This window comes from Eggerthella guodeyinii (assembly GCF_009834925.2).
In the GTDB taxonomy this organism is placed as follows: domain Bacteria; phylum Actinomycetota; class Coriobacteriia; order Coriobacteriales; family Eggerthellaceae; genus Eggerthella; species Eggerthella guodeyinii.
Genome location: NZ_CP063310.1, coordinates 3,070,006 through 3,088,013, shown reverse-complemented (window position 1 = coordinate 3,088,013; position 18,008 = coordinate 3,070,006). Strand labels below are relative to the sequence as shown.

Here is an 18,008-nt window from a genome sequence, read left to right as displayed (position 1 = left end):
GCTAGGCCGCTTCCGCGTCCGGCTCGAGGTCGCGCAGGGCGGTTGCCGCGCCGGGCGCCGAGGCGGGCGATGCGTCGCCGCTCGCCGCGGAGCCGCCGCGGTGCTTCCACTTCAGCAGCAGCGCGGAATTCACGATGACGATGACGGAGCCGGCGTTGTGCACGAGCGCGCCCACGACGGGGTTCAGGATGCCGGTCATGGCCAGCGCGATGGCGACGAAGTTGAGCCCGAGCGAGAATCCCATGTTCAGCTTGATGGTGGTCATCATGCGCTGCGAGATGGCCAGCAGGTGGGGCAGTGCGGCGATGTCGTCGCGCACGAGCGCGATGTCGGCGGCGTCGACGGCAATGTCGCTGCCCGCGCCGCCCATGGCGATGCCCACCGAGGCGCGTTTGAGGGCGGGCGCGTCGTTGATGCCGTCGCCCACCATGCACACGGGCGCGCCTTCGCGCTCGAGGCGCTCGACGGCGGCCAGCTTGTTCTGGGGGAGGCAGTCGGCCTCCACCTCGACGATGCCGGCCTGGGCGGCGATGTGGCGCGCGGCCTGGGCATGGTCGCCGGTGAGCAGCACCGGCTCGACGCCCAGCGTGCGGATGCCGCGCACGGCGGCTTCGGCCGTGGGTCGCACGGTGTCGGCCAGCGCGATGAATCCGGCGGCCTGGCCGTCGAGGGCGGCGAGCACCACCGTGCAGCCCTGCTCGGCGAACGGGAGGGCCACCGCCTGCAGCGCGTCGGCTCCGTCGACGCCCAGCTCGGCTAGCATCTCGCGGTTGCCGGCGGCGACGTCGCGGCCGGCAACCGAGGCGCGCACGCCGCGGCCGGGAACCATGTCGAACGACGACGGGCGGGCGAGCGCGGGTGCGGCGGAGGCCGCGTCCGCGGCTTCGGAGGCCTCCGCGGTTGCCGCCTCGCCCGGCGCGGCGGCCGCGCGCTGCTCCCACCCGCGCACGACGGCTTTGCCGAGGGGGTGCTCGCTCATGCTTTCCGCACTGGCGACCAGGGAATACAGCTGCTCTTCGTCCACCTTCGAGCCCTCGATCGTCCCGACGGCCACCACTTCGGGGCGGCCGTAGGTGAGCGTGCCGGTCTTGTCGAACGCCACCTTGCGCACCTTCGCCAGCCGCTCGAGCGCATCGCCTTCGCGCACGAGCACGCCGAGCTTCGTCACGTTGCCGATGGCCGCCATGATGGCCGTGGGCGTGGCCAGCACGAGCGCGCAGGGGCAGAACACCACGAGGATGGTGACGGCGCGGATGATCTCGCCGGTGACGAGCCACGTGCCGGCCGCCGCGGTCAGGGCGATGACGACGATCCAGGTGGCCCATCGGTCGGCGAGGCGCACGATCTTGGCCTTGCCGGCGTCGGCCGACTGCACGAGCTCGATCATGCGGGCGAGCGAGCTGTCCTCGCCCACGCGCTGGGCGCGCATGTCGAACGCCCCGAACTGGTTCACCGTCCCGCTCTTCACCTCGTCGCCCGGCGCCTTGTCGACCGGCAGCGATTCGCCGGTCATCACCGACTCGTCGATGGAGGTGCGCCCTTCCAGGACGGTGCCGTCCACGGCCACGGTTTCGCCGGGCAGCACGCGCAGCACGTCTCCCACCTGCACGTCCTCGGCGGCGACGACGGTTTCCGCACCGTCGCGCACGATGCGCGCCGTGCGGGGCGACAGATGCACGAGCCGCTCGATGCCGGCGCGGGCCTTCGCCACCGTCAGGTCCTCCAGCAGCGCGCCCAGCTGCATGATGAGCGCTACCTCGCCGGCGGCGAAGTCCTCGCCAATGGCCACCGCCGCGATGAGCGCGAGCGATACGAGCACGTCGGCCTTGATGTCGAACTCCGTCACCAACCCGATGACGGCGCCCAGGATGATGGGCGCGCCGCACAGCACGATGGCGATCCAGGCCGGGTTGAAGGGCAGCGTCTCGGGCGCGAAGAAGCTGAATCCCAGCGCGACGGCCGACACGGCCAGCAGCGCGACGTCCTTCTTCGTGCCGCCTCGATCGAGCAGTTCTTCGAGTCGTTCCAGCAAGGGTGCGCGCATGGCCATCGTCTCCTTCGTGAGTGGTTCTCCGTTGCACTTTGGTACCTATGGGGGTATAGGTATAATACTGCGCGAACGAAGAATTATCCAGAGGTAACTTTTGAACATGGAGGAAGGGGCGGGGAGGGCGAATCGGGGTTGCGCTGCTTGCCGGGCGCGCCCGGTTGGCAGCGCTCGCCTGGAATGTTTCACGTGAAACATTTGTTCTGGTGGCTTGTTTAGCACATGGCCGCAGAATGGGATCGAGCCCCCGGTCGTCCTGGGCGGAGGCGTCCGCAGGGCGCCGGTGCCGAAGGGTCCCGCGCGGTGCCAGCCGGAGCGGGGAGCTCCCTTCCATCCGGCGGTCATGCGCCCCGCTTCCGTTGCTCCCTGGGGAAGGGGCGGGCGCTCGGTCGCGCGGAAGATTAGCTCATGTTGGAGAAGCGCTCGACGGCTTTGGTGAAGCTTTCGATGGTCTTGTCGGCGTCGCCGTGCTCGATGCCGTCGCGCACGCAGTGCTGGATGTGGCCCTCGAGCACCACCTGGCCGCACTTGTGCAGCGCCGACTTCGCGGCGTTGATCTGCGCGAGCACGTCCTCGCAGGGCACGTCCTCGTCCACCATGCGGTCGATGGCCTGCACCTGCCCGACGATCTTCTTCAGCCTGCGGTGCAGGTTATCCGCGTCCATGCATTGCCTCATGGCGCTCCCTTCGCTTGCGACTCGTTGCGTTCGGGTTCTCATTCTAGGCGAAAAGCGGGCTGCGTGCACGACGGCGTTTCCGGGGCGTCGTGCACGTCGATGCCGTCCGGCGCGCCGGCTGCGCGGTAGCGGCGCTCGTAGCGGGCGGCGAACACCGCGAGCAGCGCGACGGCCGCAAGCGAGAAGGGCACGCCCGCCAGGCTCGGCGAGGCGTAGGACGCGCCGGCGTTGAGCACGGCCTGGCCGATAGTGGCGCCGAACGCGTTGCCCAGGTTGAACGCCACCTGCACGCACGCCGACCCGATCATCTCGCCGCCGCCGCGCCCCACCTTCACCATGAGCAGCTGCTGGGGGCTCGACACGAAGAACATGCCGAAGGCGCACAGGAACATGAGCCCAGCCGCCGTGGCGGGCGTGCCCGAGAACGCGAAGATGAGCGCGAGCGTGATGCAGCCGATGGCCTGGCCGGCCGCCGCCATCTTGCCGGGCGACGTGCGGTCGGTGAGCCGGCCGCCCACGAGCGAGCCGACCACCATGCCGAAGCCCGCCAGCACGAGCAGCGCCGGCAGCGCGTCGGACGGGAAGCCGCCGACGTCCGTCAGCCACGGCGACACGTAGCTCCACCAGCAGAACACGCCGGTGTTGCCCAGCAGCACCGCGCCGATGACCAGCCAGGGGCCCGGCTTCTTGAGGAAGCGGAACTGGCCCGCCAGGCCCGCGTCGGGGATGGGGCGCACGGCGGGCACGAGGCGCGCGACGAGCGCAAACGAGCCGACCGCCCACACGGCGACGAACACGAACGCCGCGCGCCACGACACGAGGCCGGCCAGCAGCGTGCCGCCGGGCACGCCCACCATGTTCGCCACCGTCTGTCCCAGCACCATGATGGACACGGCCTGACCCTCGCGGCCGGGGTCGGCCAGCTCGCGCGCCACGATGGTGGCGGTGCCGAAGAACGCGCCGTGCGGCAGGCCGGACACGAAGCGCGCCGCCGCGAGCACCTCGGCGTTCGGTGCGAGGGCGGCCGCGGCATTGCCGAGCGCCACGAGCGCCACGAACGCGAGCAGCAGCCGCTTGGGCGGCACGCGTCGGCCGAACACGAGGAACAGGGTGCCCACGCACACGCCGAGGGCGTATGCGGAGATGAAGGTGCCGGCCGTCGGCACGCTGACGTGCAGGCCGGAGGCCGTGACGGGGAGGATGCCCATCATCACGAACTCGGCGAATCCGAGCGCGAACGATCCGGTGGCGAGGGCGAGCAGGCTTTTCTTCATGGGTCGGGCGGTTCCTTCGGGACGGGGAGGGGCGGGGCGCTGCGATGCGGCGTGCGCGGCGCAGCCGTGCGGGCTTCGCGCGGAGCTGGGACAGTATGCCATCGCCGCGCGCCGAGCGGTGGAAATTTGTCGGGAATATGACAAACCCTCCATCGGACGAACGCGAAACGCCGCGCCGCTTTTGGAGATTGTCCGGAGACGCTACAATACGATGGTTACGAGGTATCATTTATGAGAAAGTTTGCTTTGGATAACAACTTGGCGAAGATAGACCGCAGATAGGAGCAGCAACTATGTCCATGATCAACAAGGAAATCGACGACTTCACCGTCCAGGCGTTCCACAACGACGACTTCGAAACGGTGACGAAGGACGACGTGCTGGGAAAGTGGGGCGTGTTCTTCTTCTACCCGGCCGACTTCACGTTCGTGTGCCCGACCGAGCTGGAAGACCTCGGCGCGCTGTACGACAAGTTCCAGGAAGCGAACTGCGAGATCTACGCGGTGTCGTGCGACACGCATTTCGCGCACAAGGCGTGGCACGACGCGTCCGAGAACATCAAGAAGCTGCCGTACCCGATGCTGGCCGACCCCACGCACAAGCTGGCTGACATCTTCGACGTCTACATCGAGGAGGAGGGCGTGGCCGAGCGCGGCAGCTTCGTGGTGAACCCCGAGGGCAAGATCGTGTGCTACGAGGTGAACGCCGGCAACATCGGCCGCAACGCCGCCGAGCTGCTGCGCCGCGTGCAGGCCAGCCAGTTCGTGGCCGAGCACGGCGACTCGGTGTGCCCCGCCGGCTGGGTGCCGGGCGCCGAGGTGCTGCACCCGGGCATCGACCTGGTGGGCAAGCTGTAAGGAGCGTCGCCGGCCGCTCGGCCGAAAGATGCGATCGCGAGCGCTGCGACGGGGATGCCGTCGCGGCGCTTTTTTGCGCTCGGCGACGGCTGCGCACGCGGAGAAGCGCCCGGGTCCGCAAGGGGTCGAGCGCTTCTCCGCGTGCCCTCGAAGCGCCGCATGCCGCGCGCATCCCGTCCGTTCGTTACCTTCCTGTTGACTTCGTCTGCACCACGCTATACTCTTCGAGAATATTTTATAGGGAAAATATTCTCGATACAGGCGAAAGGAAGGCCATGGACGGTTCGGTGCCGGAGTCCGCGCTTCTCGAACGCTCGCACGCGTACTGGTCGCAGCGGGCGGAGGAGTACTCGGCGCTGCACGACGCGTCGCGCCACGAGGCGCTGCGCGACGCCTTCCGCGCGCTCCTGCGCGACCTCATGCCCTGCGTCGAGGGGCGGCCTCCGCGCGCGCTCGACGCAGGGTGCGGCTCGGGCTTCATGTCGCTCATCCTGGCCGAGCTGGGATGCGACGTGACGGCCGTCGACTTCTCCGAAGACATGCTGGCCGAGGCGGCGCGCAACGCCGCGCGGGCGGGCGCGACGTCCATCGCGTTCCAGCAGGCCGACGTCCAGCGCCTCGATTTCGACGAGGCCTCCTTCGACTTCGCCGTCTCGCGCAACGTGCTGTGGGTGCTGCCCGACGCGGCCGCCGCCTACGCGGGCGTCCTCCGAGCGCTCAGGCCGGGCGGCGTGCTCGTCAACATCGACGCGAACTACGGGCGGGCCTTCAACGCGGCCGCCGAGGCGGGGGACGAGCCCGTGCATCCCACGCAGAGCGCCGCGCAGCTGCGCGAGCGCAACGCCATCGCCGCCGACCTGCCCGTCACGCGCGCGCAGCGGCCGGCGTGGGACCTGGCGACGCTGCTCGAGTTGGGCGCGTCCGAGGTGCGGTGCTTCCAGGACGCGGAGCGGCTGCTGGGCATCGAGGCCGCCGATCGCTTCTCCGCGCAGGCGAGCGCGCAGGAACGCGCCGCGCTGTTCATCGTCAGCGCGCGAAAGTAGTGCAGGGCCGCTCGACCGGGGAAAGCCGGCTGAACGTATAGAGGGTAGGGAATTCGCAACGAAAGCAGGAAGACCATGGAATTGTTCTCGCGCCGCACATTTCTGAAGGGCACGCTCGTGGGTATCGGCAGCGTGGCGGCCTTCGGCCTCGCCGGCTGCTCGTCCGCACCGCAGGACGAGGCGCCCGTCGCCGACGGCGGCGACGCCGAAGGGGCGGCGAAGGCGACCGAGCCCGTATCGCAGGAGGATTGGACCTTCGAGGACCAGGCAGGCACCACGGTGACGGTCAGCGTGCCGGTGCAGCGCATGGTGGTCATGCAGCACCACTCGCTCGACATGTTGGCCCAGCTGGGCATGCAGGACAAGGTGGTGGGCACCGAGAAGAACTGGGAGGGCGACCTGGGCGCGTACATGCGCGACGTGTTCCCCGGCATCGACGACCTGCCCACCCCGGGAGACTTGACCGATTGGAGCGTCGAGGCCATCGCCGCGCTCAAGCCCGACGTGGTGATCGCCGCGTCGCAGGCCGACCCCGACGCGATGAAGCAGGTGTCCGAGCTGGGCATCCCCGTGGTCGTGGTGTCGCTGCGCGGCGAGGGCAAGCAGGCCGAGGCGCAGAACCCGCGCCTCGCCGACGCCGATGCGGCTTACACGGAGGGCTGCCAGTGGGCCATCTCCACGCTGGGCCGCCTGACCGGCGCCGACCAGAAAGCCGGCGACATCTGGAAGATGTGCCTGGAGAGCCGCGCCATCGTGGACGAGGCCATCGGCCAGATGGACGACGCCGACCGCATCCGCGTGTTCGTGGCCAACACGAAGGAGCAGACCTACGGCAACGACAAGTACGTGGGCTGCCAGCTTCTGCGCGCCGGCGCGGTGAACGTGGCCGCCGAGGACATCCAGGGCTACAAACCCTACACGTTCGAGATGCTGGCTTCGTGGGATCCCGAGGTCATCATCGTGCAGGACCGCTACATGGACGTGTACGATACCATCACGGCCGACGCGAAGTACCAAGAGCTCCAGGCGGTGAAAAACGGCAAGGTGCTGTTGGCCCCGTATTGGACGAAGCCGTGGGGCAACCCCGATACCGATTCCATCGCGCTGGGCGAACTGTGGCTGGCGAACCAGTTCTACCCGGAGAAGGTGAGCGCCGACACGGTGCGCGAGTACGCGGAGCGCTTCTACCGCGACTTCTACGGCGTCGAGTTCACGGGCACCGTGTAGGCGATGGGCGACGCGAAGGCCACGGCCCGGCGCGGCCTCGACGCGGTGACGGTGGCGGTGCTCGTCGCGCTGCCGCTCGTCTTCGCGGTGGGGTCGCTCGCGCTGGGCGCCTATGCCATCAGCCCGCTCGAAGTGTGCCAGATCATCGTCGCGCGGGTCACCGGGCAGGACGCCGGCGTGGACGCGATGGCGGCGAACCTCGTGTGGGAGGTGCGCATGCCGCGCGTGCTGGCCGCCGCCATGGTGGGCGCGGGGCTGTCGGCCACGGGCGCCCTGTTCCAAGGGCTGTTCAAGAATCCGCTTGCCGCGCCCGACACCCTCGGCGTGTCGAACGGCGCCGGATTCGGCGCGGCGCTGGCCATCGTGCTGGGGCTGTCGGGCTTCGGCACGCAGCTGGGGGCCATCGCGTTCGGCCTGGCGGCCGTGGCGCTGGCCTTCGCCATCGTGGCGCGCGGGCGCGCGTCCACGGTGACGCTCATCCTGTCGGGCATGCTCATCGGGTCGCTGTTCTCGTCGCTCGTGTCGCTGCTCAAGTTCGTGGCCGACCCCACCGAGAAGCTGCCGCAGATCGTCTACTGGCTCATGGGGTCGCTGTCGGGCGTGGGCTACGACGCCCTTTTGGCCGTGCTACCGCTGTACCTCGTGTTCATGGCCGTGCTGTTCCTGTTCCGCTGGAAGGCGAACGTGCTGAGCCTGGGCGACGCGGAGGCGCGCTCGTTCGGCATCGACGTAGGGCGCGACCGCGGCATCATCATCGCGTCGTGCTCGGTGGTGACCGCGCTCACGGTGAGCATCTCGGGCATCATCGGCTGGGTGGGCATCGTGGTGCCGCATCTGGCGCGCATGCTGGTGGGGCCCGATTTCCGGCGGTTGCTGCCGGCCTCCATCTCGCTGGGCATGTGCTACCTCATCGCCATCGACGACCTGTGCCGCACGGTTTCCGCGTTCGAGATACCCATCGGGGTGATCACGGGCATCATCGGCGTGCCCATGTTCCTGTACTTCATCTACCGGAGAAAGGTTGCGTGGTAATGCGTCTCGACATCGACAACCTGAAGTTCTCCTACGACGGCGGCGGGCGCTCGGTGATCGACGGGCTGTCGCTGACGTACGAATCACCCGAGGCGCTGTGCATCCTCGGATCGAACGGGACGGGGAAGAGCACGCTTTTGCAGTGCGTCATCGGGGCGTTCAAGCCCACCGGCGGCGAGGTGCGCATCGACGGCAGGCCCGTGGGCTCGTACGCGATGCGCGACCTGGCGCGCCTCGTGGCCTACATCCCCCAAACGCACGTGCCGGCCTTCGAGTACCCGGTCATCGACGTGGTGACCATGGGGCGCACGTCCATCATCGGGCGGTTCTCCACGCCCGGCGCGGCGGACGAGGCGTGCGCGCTCGAGAAGCTGGACTTCCTCGGCATCGCGCATCTGCGCGACAAGCCGTACACGCAGATATCGGGAGGCGAGCGCCAGCTGGTGATGATCGCCTCGGCGCTGGCCCAGGAGCCCGACGTGCTCGTGCTGGACGAGCCGACGGCGCACCTCGATTTCGGCAACCAGTACCGCTTCGTCAAGCTGGTGGAGCAGCTGTGCGCCCAGGGCATGGGCGTCATCATGACCACGCACTTTCCCGACCACGCCCTTGAGCTGGGCGGCACGACGGCGGTCATGGGGGAGGGCCGCATCACGTGCGCGGGACCCGCGCGCGAGGTGATCACCCCCGACAGCATGGGCGCCCTCTACGGCATCGAGGTGAACGTCGAGCGCATCGGCGGCAGGAGCATCTGCATCCCCGGTCCCTTGGAGGGATAGGGGCGCGCGGCGCGGGAGACCTCTTGCGCGAGCGGGCTTCGGTGCTACAATTAAGTTAGCTGTATGTAACTATTGGCGGGGCTGGCGCGCGACGCCTCTCGGTCGCGTCGCCGCCGCTCCGCCCGCCACCGCCCGCCCGTCGCGAAAGGACGCTGCCATGAACGCATCGACCGCCATCGTCCTGGTCCTCATCCTCGTCATCGTCGTGTTCGCCTGTCGGCGCATGTTCAGGGTGTTCTTCGGCACATCGGACTGCTGCGGGGGCGGCGGCGCGAAGGCGAAGCGCGTGCGCGTGGCCGACACGGACGAGGCGCACTACCCGTACGTCCAGGACGTGCAGGTGGGCGGCATGACGTGTCCCGCCTGCGCGAACGCGGTGGAGAACGCCCTGAACGCGCTCGGGGACACCTGGGCCCGCGTCGACGTGGACGCGGGGTCGGCGCACGTGCTGTCGAAGCGGCCGCTGGACGCCGAGGAGATCAGGGACGCGGTCGCCGGCGCCGGCTACTACATGGCGCGGCGATAGCGCCGGCCGCGACCGCGCCGCGGCCGGGGCGCCTTTCCCCTACGCCGAGAACAGCTTGCGCACCTCGGCCACCAGCTGCTTGCGGGTGAACACGACGAGGCCCAGCAGGAACACGCTGGCGACGAGGGCGCTCACGTTGGCCAGCACGTCCCAGGTGGTCAGGCCGAGCGCGGACAGCGCGAGCGGGATGAGGCCCAGCGCCACGTCGAACAGCAGGTACTTGGCATAGCCCGACACGAAGGTGCCGCGGAACACCGCGAGCAGCACGCCGTCGAACACGAGCGCCAGAAGGCAGATGCCGGGGATGACGAACGTCGTCACCACGAGGTTGCGCGACACGAGGAACCACACGGCGGCGATGGCCAGCAGCACGAGGAAGTAGCGCACCACCACGCGCAAAAAGTCGGGCGTGTGCGTGATGATGTTGCGCACGAACAGGTAGTTCACCACGAGGCCGAGGCACACGGTGAGCACGATGTCGCCCGGCAGGCCCAGCAGGTTGCCGAGGAACAGCATGACCAGCAGGCACGCCCCGGTGGCGAACGCCAGCACCGCCAGCGCCAGCGCGCCCGACTTGCGCACCTCGTTGCGCGGGAACACCGACGGCGACGCGTCGCCCTCGAGCTCGGACTGGCACAGCGGGCACCGGTCGAAGTCGCCGGAGAACTTCACGCCGCATTTTTCGCATCGCTTCATCGGCCGTCGTCCTCCCTCGCGTCCGTCGCTTCGCCGCGCGCGGGACCCTGCCCGCCCAGGCGCTTCATCGACGCCTCGATCTTCGTCTCGATGCGGTCCTCGGCCACCTCTTCGCTCGTCTTGTTGAGGTTGAGCGTGCCCTCGATGCCGCGCCCCGAGAAGAACCGGCAGAAGTTCTTGATGATGTCGGGGTTCGAGTACACCGTGGATATGCCGATGCTCAGGTCGTCGCCGAACGAGCACGCCATGAAGTTCATGCCGGTGGTGGACGTGAGGATGTTGACGTCGCGGAGGTAGGGGGCCAGCCGCTCGTCGATGCGGATGGTGCCGAGGTTCGACATCGTGGTGGTCACGTCGCGCGCGGCCACGCGGTCGGCCAGCTCCAGGATGGCGTCCTTCACGAACAGCGGGGCCAGGCGCAACAGCGGGTTCTTCTCGAGCTTGATCATGCGGTTCATGCGGCTCTTGAGCTCGTCGGCCTGCGTGGCGGCTCGAAGCTGGTCGTGGATCTGGCGCGCCACGACCTCGACGGGCTCGTCCTCGTCGCCGGGGATGTAGGACACGAAGGCCAGCCCGAAGAAGTTCTTGACGGTGGTGGACTTGAAGAAGCGCCGCAGGTCGACGGGCACGTCCATGCGGATGGCCCGCTGCCGCTCGCGGCGCGGCATCTCGGCGCGGATGGAGCACATGATGACGGCGATCAGCAGCGCGGTGAGGCTGACGCCGCAGTCGTGCGCGAGGTCGAGCACGCGGCCCGCGGGCAGGTGGTACTCGAAGAACGTGGGGTCGGCCTTGTCGCGCCAGCCGGAAAGGCGGTACACCTTCGGCGCGCGCGTGGGGGCGGCCTTGTCGCGCTCGAAGTACTTGTCGAAGCTGTTCTCCGCCTTCTGGTGGTCGGAGCCGTCGTACTCGGGCGGCACGCCCTCCACCCCGTAGCGCTCCTCGATGTAGGCGTGCAGCAGCGCCTTGAAGAAGCTCAGGGAGCCGCGCCCGTCCGACACGATGTGCGACACCTCGAGGTTGATGCGCGCGGCGTGGTAGCTGACGCGGAACAGCACGCTCTTCGCGTGGACGTGCAGGCCGTAGCACAAAGGGAGGTTCTCGCGGTGCACGGCGGGCGGCTCGGCGGCCTGCTCCAGGTAGTGCCAGAACATGCCGCTGCGCAGGCACACGTTGAAGTTGGGGAAGGCGGACACCGTCCTCTCGAGCGCGCGCTGCAGCGTCGCGGGATCCACGTCGTCGCGCATGGTGGCCGCGTAGCGGAACACCGTTTGAGCCGAGCTGCCCGCCTGGGACGAGTAGAACTTGCCGACGTTGTCTAGTCGGTACCAAGTATCCCGAGCCATGCGGGTTCACCCTCCTGCGCAAGCTCTTCGCCGTCCAGGAAGTGCTTGATGATGCGGTACGTGTCTTTGACCAGGCTGAGGATCGACGGGTACAGCAGGTAACCGTGCACGGCGTCCAGCATGCGGTAGCATTGCACCTCGCCGCCCTCCAGCTCCAGGCGCCCGGCGTACGCCTCGCCCTCGTCGCGCAGCGGGCAGTACTCGGCGCTGATGACGAGCGTGCGCGGCTGGCCCGACAGGTCGGGGTCGAGCAGCGGGGCGAAGTAGGGGTTGTCGAGGTCGGCGGGGCAGGAGCGGTACAGCTCCATGTAGCCCTCGATGTCGCGCCAGGTGAGCAGGTAGTCCTCGCCGTTCTCGCGCACCGAGTCGAACCACGACGTGAAGGGGTCGTGGTCGTTGTACGTGACGGGGTACAGCAGCATCTGCGTGCGCGGCTCGAAGTCGCCGCGGTCGCGCGCCATGAGCGACAGCGCCGCCGCGAGGTTGCCGCCCGCGCTGTCGCCGAACAGCACCACGTGCTCGGGGTCGACGTCGGCCAGCAGCGTGCCCGCGTACAGCTGGCGCGCCACTTCGTAGCAGTCTTCGGCCGCCTGGGGGAAGCGGTGCTCGGGCGCGCGCCGGTAGTCCACCGACACCACGCGCCGCTCCAGCTGGATGGCCATGGTGGTGCACGCGTCGATGTAGAAGTCCACCGTGCCGTTCACCCAGCCGCCGCCGTGGAAGAACAGGATGGTGCCGCGGGAATCCTCGCACACCTTGAGCCCCTCGGCGAGCGAGAAGTCGAAGTCGAGCGGGGTGAACACGCGCAGCGGCACCTCGAAGCCGTCCGGCATCGTGGCGGTGGCCTCGTCGATGCGGCAGCGGGGGTTGGGCAGCACGAGCTTGGCGCTGACGTCTTCGGCGAAGCGCTGCGCCTTGTAGAACTCCCTGATGTCGGGCCGAAGCCGCGTTGCTGCCTTGAATGCAGCGAGAACCGCCTTGTTGATGGGCATGCGATGCCGTCCTTTCTCGGAAGCCCATCGTAGCATAAGCGCGCCCCGGCAAGCAGAGCGTTACGCAAGGCTCACCCAAGAGAGGAGGGCGGGCGCGTGCGGCATGACCCCCTTCCCGGGAGCGCGCACCCCTCCCGGGAGCGCACCCTCCCGGGAGCGCGAACGGATGTTTCACGTGAAACATCCGTTCGCGGCGCGGCTACTCCTGCACCTTCAGCGCCAGCGCCAGGGGCACGCGCTTGATGCGCCTCGTGTGCAGGAAGGCGACGACGGCGTACACGGCCACGCCGATGAGCACGACCACGACCAGGCGGTCGGCCGGCGTGAACACCTCGATGCTGCCGTTGTACTTCATGAACACCACCTTGAGCAGGGCCGTGATGCCGCCGATGACGAGCGGCAGGCTCACCAGCAGCGACGCGATCACCGTCACCGTGATGGAGTGCAGGTACAGCTTGTTGATCTCGCCGTCGCGGTAGCCGAACACCTTCATGTACGAGATGGCCCGCGCGCTGCGGTCGATGACGGTCTTGGTCAACAGGTACATGAGCACGAGGTAGACGAGCACGGCGGCCGCCACCAGCATGCCTACCATGTCGCCCATGGAGTCCCGCATCTGCGCGCCGATCTTGTCCATGTCGGCTGGCGTGAGGTCGCTGGCCAGGTACCGCTCGTCGAGGTCGAGCGCCTCGTCGGACGCGTAGCCGTTGAAGTGGCCGGCGTCGTTGCCGAACAGCTCGTTGAAGTCGTCGAGCGACATATATACTGTCGTGTCCGTGGAGCCGCCCACCACCGAGGTGGGCACGAGGTCGTAGGACGTGTCGGCGTACGCGTCGTCGAACGCGGCGGGTTCTCCCACGACCATGCCGCACTTCTCCGCCAAGCCGCGTCCGACGGCCACCTTGCCGCCGCCCACGTCCACGTCGTCCCAGTAGCGCGAATCCTCCTGGACGCCGTACACGGTGACGGTCTCGGCGCCGCTGTCGAGGGGCCGGGCGGTTTCCAGCTGGGCGGCCGCGTACTTCTCGGCCTGCGCGATGGCGGCGTCGGCGTTCTCCCGCGTGTTCACGGGGTTCGCGTCGGCATCGACGCCGGCGGCCTTCTGCGCCAGCTTCGCCAGCTCCGTCGGGTCCATGGCCTCGAGGTCGGCTTGCGATGCGGTGGCCAGCGTCGTCGCGGCGGCGAAGGCCTCGCGCTCCTCGGCGCTCGCGTCGATCTCGAGCGGCGCCTTCAGCGTGTACTGGTGCTCCGCCGCCAGGTTGTCGCGCAGCGAATCGGCGTAGTGGTCCATCGTCGGCATCATGCACAGGCCGAACAGCAGCAACAGGCTGGCGAACGCTATCCCCACGAACAGCGTGGCGAAGTGCGAGAGGTTGCGCAGGAACACGCGCAGCCGGAAGCGGGCGACGAAGCCCAGGCGCTGGTTGAGGCGCATGCCGCCGCGCACGCCCGCGCGCGCCGTCTCGCGGCGCAGGAACTGCAGGGGCGTGCAGCGCAGCTTCCGGCACAGGCCGACGAACGTGATGCCGATGAGCAGGGCGAACGGCAGCACCGTGGTCAGGAGGAACACGCGCCAGTTCCAGAACGCCTCGTAGGGAGGCAGGCTGTAGCTGTTGTAGTAGAGGTTCTTCATGGGCTCGGCGAGGGCCGTGTAGCCCAGCACGTTGCCCGCGACGGCGGCCGCCAGCCCCACGAAAAGCGGCAGCGCCAGGTAGTGGCCGATCAGCTCGCGCTTGCGGTAGCCCGAGGCCAGCAGCGTGCCGATGATGGCGCTTTCCTCGTCGATGGTGGCCGAGGTCAGCACCACGAACACGAACGCCATGATGATGACGATGAGGAACAGCAGCACCTCCCACATGAGCTGGTCGCCCTCGACGTCCTCGCCGGGGTAGACGATGCCCTGGTTCGCGTCGGCATCCACGAGGTCGGTGAGCACGGCGCCGTTCTCGCCGAGCGCCTCGACCAGGTCGCTTTCCAGGTCGGTGCGGTCGGCGGGCGACAGGCCGCGGTCGTCGCAGACGAACGAGTAGGTGAACGTCTCGCTGCCGGACAGCCCGTCGAACGCGGGCGCGTCCACCACGCCCGAGCTGAACGTGAGCGTGTTCATGACGAAGTCGCTGTTCTTCTCGAAGAGCGCCGCGTAGTCGGGCAGCGTCATGATGCCCGACACGGCGAAGGCCCGCCCGTCCACCTGCACCTCGTCGCCCACCTCGATGCCGTTGTGCTCGCAGAAGACGCGGTCGAGCGCGATCTCGTCCGCGCCGCGTGGGGCGCGGCCCTCGACGTAGGCGGCCTCGTTGAAGCCGGTGCGGTTCTGGTGGATGCGCACGACGGCGTCCTGCACGCCGCCGTCCTGGGCGAGCGCCAGGTCGTAGCTGAAGTTCTCGTGCACGGTGACGCCGAGGTCCTCCACGGCCTCGACGGCCTCGACGGGCGCCTCGAAGCTGGTGGTGAAGCGGCCGTCCTCGACGACGTAGGCGTCGCGCATGCCGTCGATGATGCGCTCGATGCTGCTGGCCGCCACCAAGAAGCCCGAGACGAGCGTGATGGACACGGTCATGAGCAGGAAGATGCCCAGGTACTTGCCCAAGTTGTGCTTTAGCTCGCGGGGCAGGCGGCGGACGAGGGGAGAAGGCACGGCGCACCTACCATTCCAGGTTGCGGGCGGGCACGAGCGCGGCGTTGCGCTCGTCCTCCACGAGCGAGCCGTCGCGCAGGCGCAGGATGCGGTGCGCCATGTGCTTGATGGCGTCGTTGTGCGTGACGATGACGATGGTGCAGCCGAAATCGCGGTTGACCTGCTCCATCAGCTCCAGGATCTCCTTCGAGGTCTGGTAGTCCAGCGCGCCGGTGGGCTCGTCGCACAGCAGCAGGCCGGGGTTCTTCACCAGCGCGCGGCCGATGGCGCAGCGCTGCTGCTGCCCGCCGGACACCTGGCGGGGGAACTTGTCGCGGTGCTCCCAAAGGCCGAGCGAGTGCAGCAGGTCGTCGAGCGGCAGGGGGTTCTTGCTGAGGTAGCGGCACACCTCGATGTTCTCGCGCACGGTGAGGTCGGGCACGAGGTTGTAGAACTGGAACACGAAGCCCAGCTCGCGGCGACGGTACTCGCCGAGATCCTTGGCGGAGAGCCCCGTGAGCTCGCATCCGCCGACGCGGATGCTGCCGGCGTCGGCGGGCTCCAGCCCGCCCACGAGGTTGAGGAACGTCGACTTGCCCGAGCCCGACGGCCCCAGCAGCACGCACACCTCGCCCTTCCCGATCGAGGTGGCGATGTCCTCGAGCACCGTCACGCGGGCTTCGCCTTCTCCGTAGTGCTTGTACAAGCCGTCTACCGTGAGAAAAGGCCGGGCAGGCGAGACGTTCGTGCTCTGGTTCATGGGGGGCTCCTGTGCGGATGGGTATAAGTTAGATGCATCAAACTTTATAGCACTCGCCCTCGGACAGCGCAAGGAAGAAATACCTTGCGGAACACGAACGAATGTTTCACGTGAAACATTCGAAGCCGCGCAACGCTTCAGCGAGGCGGCGAGGCGGGCGCGGAGGGTGCAGGGGGCGGCCGGGGCGCGGCGAGCGCGGAGGGCGCTGGGGGGGCTGGGGGCGCGATGGCGCGAGGGGCACGAGGCGGCCGGGGGAGGGCGTACGCGGAGGGCGGCCGGCTGCGCCGCTGCGCTGCGCGTTTTTTGCCGCGCTGGAAGGGCGGGTCTGATTTCGTTAAACATTGTTCATTGACAATCGTTCAATGGCGTGGCATGATCGACGAGGAACGGCGGCGAGGCGGAAGGGCGCGACGTGGTGCGAACGGTGAAGGATCCGGAGGAGCGGAAGCGGGACATTCTCGAGACGGCCATGGAGCTGTTCGTCGAGCGCGGCTACGAGGCGGTGTCCATGCGCGACATCTCGCATGCGGCGGGCATCACGCCGGGGCTGTGCTACCACTACTTCGACTCCAAGCAGAAGCTGTTCTCCGCCGCCCTCGAGGCGTACGCGGAGGAGTGCTGCCGCGACTACCTCCGCATCCTCGACGATGCGAGCATCTCGCTGACCGACAAGATCGACGCGCTGTTCAGCGCCGTCGCCGACGAGGGAAGCCTGCGCTACCACGAGTTCTTCCACGAGGAGGGCAACCGGGAATTCCACCGCCAGCTCGGCTTCGAGCTGTGCGACCGCATCCGCCCGCACATGGTCGCCGCCCTCAAGGCCGACGCGCGCAAGCGCGGCGTGACGGTGGCGTCGCCCGAGGTGCTGGTCGATTTCATCACGCACGGGCAGATGAACATCCTGACGAGCGCGAACGCGCCCGACCCCGAGGCGCTGGCGCTCGTCCGGAGCTACGTCTACGCGCTCCTCGATTCCCAGACCGCGCCGCTGGACTAGCCGCCCCATCCCGCCACACCCGCCTCGGCCCGCCGAGGCATTTTTCGAACCGATGATTGAACAGCGTTTAATGAAGCGAAGGACGCAGGAATGCAACGAGGCGAACGAGGAAAGGAGCAAGCATGAGCGAATCGACAGACGGCGTCGTGCGCGACGCCAAGGAGGTTTCCCGGCGGGCGTTCGACGCGCAGGCGCCGACGTACGACGACGACATGAAGGGGGAGCACGCGCGCCGGCTCTACCCCTATGTGCTGGAGGAGGTGGCGGCCGCCGCGCCCGCGCGCGTGCTGGACGTGGGATGCGGAACCGGCGCGCTCGCCCAGCTGGTGCTGGAGGCGCTTCCCGACGTCGAGCTGGACGGGATCGACCTGTCCCCGGCCATGCTCGACCGCGCGCGGCAGCGGTTGGGGCGGCGCGCCGCGCTGCACCAGGCGGACAGCGAGCATCTCCCCTTCGCGGACGAGACGTTCGACGTCGCCTACTGCAACGACTCGTTCCACCACTATCCCGACCCGCGCCGCGCGGCGTTCGAGGCGTGGCGGGTGCTGCGCCCGGGCGGCGTGCTCGTCGTGGGGGAGTGCTGGCTGCCGGCCCCGGCGCGCACGGTGATGAACGCGTTCATGCCGTACAACAACGAAGGCGACGTGCGCATCTACTCCGAGCGCGAGCTGCGCGACATCCTGGGGACGTGGTTCGGCGAGGTGGGGTGGAAGCGGGCCGGTTCGAACGCGTGCCTTGCGAGGGCGGTGAAATGAGCGGGTTGACCCCGGCCCTCGCGCGCTACCTGCTGGCCATCCGGGACGGCGTCGAGCGGCGCGTGGAGCTGGCCGACCGGCTGGAGGTTTCCAGGCCGAGCGTGACGAAGGCCGTCGAGCGGCTCGAGGCGATGGGGCTCGTGACGGAGGGCCGCGGCCATCGTCTGGCGCTCACCGCGCAAGGCGACGAGGAGGCGCGCGCCCTCGCGGCGTCCGTGGAGACCGTCGAGCGGTGCCTCGTCGCCCAGGGCATGGCTCCCGGCTGCGCCCGCCGTACGGCCTGCGAGGGCGCCTTCGTCCAGCCGTGTCCCGTACGGTACAGATAGGCAATAGAATATGTTGCTATTTAAAATAGCAACATATTCTAACCATTGTAAGCAACG

Annotated in this window: 17 protein-coding genes; 9 read left to right on the top strand and 8 right to left on the bottom strand. The window is 68.5% G+C overall.

The genetic code is table 11. The features are described from left to right. Position 1: 1 nt before the first annotated feature. The 3 genes from GS424_RS13125 to GS424_RS13115 all read right to left on the bottom strand — a co-directional run bounded on the left by GS424_RS13125 (position 2) and on the right by GS424_RS13115 (position 3,998). Positions 2–2,044, bottom strand: a complete 2,043-nt coding sequence (locus tag GS424_RS13125) for a heavy metal translocating P-type ATPase (RefSeq protein ID WP_160942613.1) — start codon at positions 2,042–2,044, stop codon at positions 2–4. Between the two features lie 404 nt (positions 2,045–2,448). After that, entirely contained in the window at positions 2,449–2,724 is a 276-nt protein-coding gene (locus GS424_RS13120; protein ID WP_021409250.1) for a metal-sensing transcriptional repressor, read from the bottom strand. A gap of 38 nt (positions 2,725–2,762) precedes the next feature. After that, the gene (locus GS424_RS13115; protein ID WP_160942614.1) at positions 2,763–3,998 is read right to left on the bottom strand and encodes an MFS transporter; all 1,236 of its coding nucleotides are present in this window, start codon (positions 3,996–3,998) and stop codon (positions 2,763–2,765) included. 293 nt (positions 3,999–4,291) lie between these two features. Here GS424_RS13115 and ahpC point away from each other — a divergent pair, with 293 nt between their 5' ends. From ahpC to GS424_RS13085, 6 genes are all read left to right on the top strand, one after another. Continuing rightward, complete coding sequence (gene ahpC / locus GS424_RS13110; protein WP_154333683.1) at positions 4,292–4,855, top strand: alkyl hydroperoxide reductase subunit C; 564 nt, start codon at positions 4,292–4,294, stop codon at positions 4,853–4,855. Between the two features lie 275 nt (positions 4,856–5,130). Further along, complete coding sequence (locus GS424_RS13105; protein ID WP_160942615.1) at positions 5,131–5,898, top strand: class I SAM-dependent methyltransferase; 768 nt, start codon at positions 5,131–5,133, stop codon at positions 5,896–5,898. 75 nt (positions 5,899–5,973) lie between these two features. Further along, positions 5,974–7,125 (top strand): ABC transporter substrate-binding protein, encoded by a 1,152-nt coding sequence (locus tag GS424_RS13100; RefSeq protein ID WP_160942616.1) that lies wholly within the window; start codon positions 5,974–5,976, stop codon positions 7,123–7,125. A 3-nt stretch (positions 7,126–7,128) separates the two neighbouring features. After that, positions 7,129–8,157, top strand: a complete 1,029-nt coding sequence (locus tag GS424_RS13095; protein WP_160942617.1) for a FecCD family ABC transporter permease — start codon at positions 7,129–7,131, stop codon at positions 8,155–8,157. Further along, positions 8,157–8,936, top strand: coding sequence for an ABC transporter ATP-binding protein (locus GS424_RS13090; protein ID WP_160942618.1), 780 nt, complete (start codon positions 8,157–8,159; stop codon positions 8,934–8,936). Before GS424_RS13095 ends, GS424_RS13090 begins: the two co-directional genes overlap by 1 nt. Before the next feature lie 157 nt (positions 8,937–9,093). Continuing rightward, complete coding sequence (locus GS424_RS13085; protein WP_160942619.1) at positions 9,094–9,462, top strand: heavy-metal-associated domain-containing protein; 369 nt, start codon at positions 9,094–9,096, stop codon at positions 9,460–9,462. A 39-nt stretch (positions 9,463–9,501) separates the two neighbouring features. On the opposite strand, the gene GS424_RS13080 is transcribed toward GS424_RS13085, so the two are convergent. From GS424_RS13080 to GS424_RS13060, 5 genes are all read right to left on the bottom strand, one after another. Beyond that, complete coding sequence (locus GS424_RS13080; protein ID WP_160942620.1) at positions 9,502–10,158, bottom strand: DUF6320 domain-containing protein; 657 nt, start codon at positions 10,156–10,158, stop codon at positions 9,502–9,504. Next, positions 10,155–11,405, bottom strand: a complete 1,251-nt coding sequence (locus tag GS424_RS13075) for a phthiocerol/phthiodiolone dimycocerosyl transferase family protein (protein WP_244977550.1) — start codon at positions 11,403–11,405, stop codon at positions 10,155–10,157. The genes GS424_RS13080 and GS424_RS13075 overlap by 4 nt, the downstream gene beginning before the upstream one ends. A gap of 71 nt (positions 11,406–11,476) precedes the next feature. After that, positions 11,477–12,496, bottom strand: coding sequence for an alpha/beta hydrolase (locus GS424_RS13070; protein WP_160942622.1), 1,020 nt, complete (start codon positions 12,494–12,496; stop codon positions 11,477–11,479). Between the two features lie 199 nt (positions 12,497–12,695). Continuing rightward, positions 12,696–15,086, bottom strand: a complete 2,391-nt coding sequence (locus GS424_RS13065) for an FtsX-like permease family protein (protein WP_244977549.1) — start codon at positions 15,084–15,086, stop codon at positions 12,696–12,698. A gap of 55 nt (positions 15,087–15,141) precedes the next feature. Then, positions 15,142–15,873, bottom strand: coding sequence for an ABC transporter ATP-binding protein (locus GS424_RS13060; protein WP_160942624.1), 732 nt, complete (start codon positions 15,871–15,873; stop codon positions 15,142–15,144). A 412-nt stretch (positions 15,874–16,285) separates the two neighbouring features. Here GS424_RS13060 and GS424_RS13055 point away from each other — a divergent pair, with 412 nt between their 5' ends. The 3 genes from GS424_RS13055 (at position 16,286) to GS424_RS13045 (ending at position 17,951) form a co-directional block, all read left to right on the top strand. Beyond that, positions 16,286–16,870 carry a TetR/AcrR family transcriptional regulator gene (locus GS424_RS13055; RefSeq protein WP_160942625.1) on the top strand — a complete coding sequence of 195 codons (585 nt, stop codon included), beginning with the start codon at positions 16,286–16,288 and terminating at the stop codon, positions 16,868–16,870. Between the two features lie 122 nt (positions 16,871–16,992). Continuing rightward, positions 16,993–17,625, top strand: coding sequence for a class I SAM-dependent methyltransferase (locus GS424_RS13050; protein WP_160942626.1), 633 nt, complete (start codon positions 16,993–16,995; stop codon positions 17,623–17,625). After that, the gene (locus GS424_RS13045; RefSeq protein ID WP_160942627.1) at positions 17,622–17,951 is read left to right on the top strand and encodes a metal-dependent transcriptional regulator; all 330 of its coding nucleotides are present in this window, start codon (positions 17,622–17,624) and stop codon (positions 17,949–17,951) included. Before GS424_RS13050 ends, GS424_RS13045 begins: the two co-directional genes overlap by 4 nt. Positions 17,952–18,008: the final 57 nt, after the last annotated feature.

Coding starts and splice junctions, on each gene's coding strand:
- GS424_RS13075 (WP_244977550.1), bottom strand. CDS start 11,405: ATGCGCGACGACGTGGATCCCGCGACGCTGCAGCGCGCGCTCGAGAGG.
- GS424_RS13095 (WP_160942617.1), top strand. CDS start 7,129: ATGGGCGACGCGAAGGCCACGGCCCGGCGCGGCCTCGACGCGGTGACG.
- GS424_RS13050 (WP_160942626.1), top strand. CDS start 16,993: ATGAGCGAATCGACAGACGGCGTCGTGCGCGACGCCAAGGAGGTTTCC.
- GS424_RS13080 (WP_160942620.1), bottom strand. CDS start 10,158: ATGAAGCGATGCGAAAAATGCGGCGTGAAGTTCTCCGGCGACTTCGAC.
- GS424_RS13100 (WP_160942616.1), top strand. CDS start 5,974: ATGGAATTGTTCTCGCGCCGCACATTTCTGAAGGGCACGCTCGTGGGT.
- GS424_RS13125 (WP_160942613.1), bottom strand. CDS start 2,044: ATGCGCGCACCCTTGCTGGAACGACTCGAAGAACTGCTCGATCGAGGC.
- GS424_RS13120 (WP_021409250.1), bottom strand. CDS start 2,724: ATGAGGCAATGCATGGACGCGGATAACCTGCACCGCAGGCTGAAGAAG.
- ahpC (WP_154333683.1), top strand. CDS start 4,292: ATGTCCATGATCAACAAGGAAATCGACGACTTCACCGTCCAGGCGTTC.
- GS424_RS13085 (WP_160942619.1), top strand. CDS start 9,094: ATGAACGCATCGACCGCCATCGTCCTGGTCCTCATCCTCGTCATCGTC.
- GS424_RS13090 (WP_160942618.1), top strand. CDS start 8,157: ATGCGTCTCGACATCGACAACCTGAAGTTCTCCTACGACGGCGGCGGG.
- GS424_RS13045 (WP_160942627.1), top strand. CDS start 17,622: ATGAGCGGGTTGACCCCGGCCCTCGCGCGCTACCTGCTGGCCATCCGG.
- GS424_RS13060 (WP_160942624.1), bottom strand. CDS start 15,873: ATGAACCAGAGCACGAACGTCTCGCCTGCCCGGCCTTTTCTCACGGTA.
- GS424_RS13105 (WP_160942615.1), top strand. CDS start 5,131: ATGGACGGTTCGGTGCCGGAGTCCGCGCTTCTCGAACGCTCGCACGCG.
- GS424_RS13070 (WP_160942622.1), bottom strand. CDS start 12,496: ATGCCCATCAACAAGGCGGTTCTCGCTGCATTCAAGGCAGCAACGCGG.
- GS424_RS13115 (WP_160942614.1), bottom strand. CDS start 3,998: ATGAAGAAAAGCCTGCTCGCCCTCGCCACCGGATCGTTCGCGCTCGGA.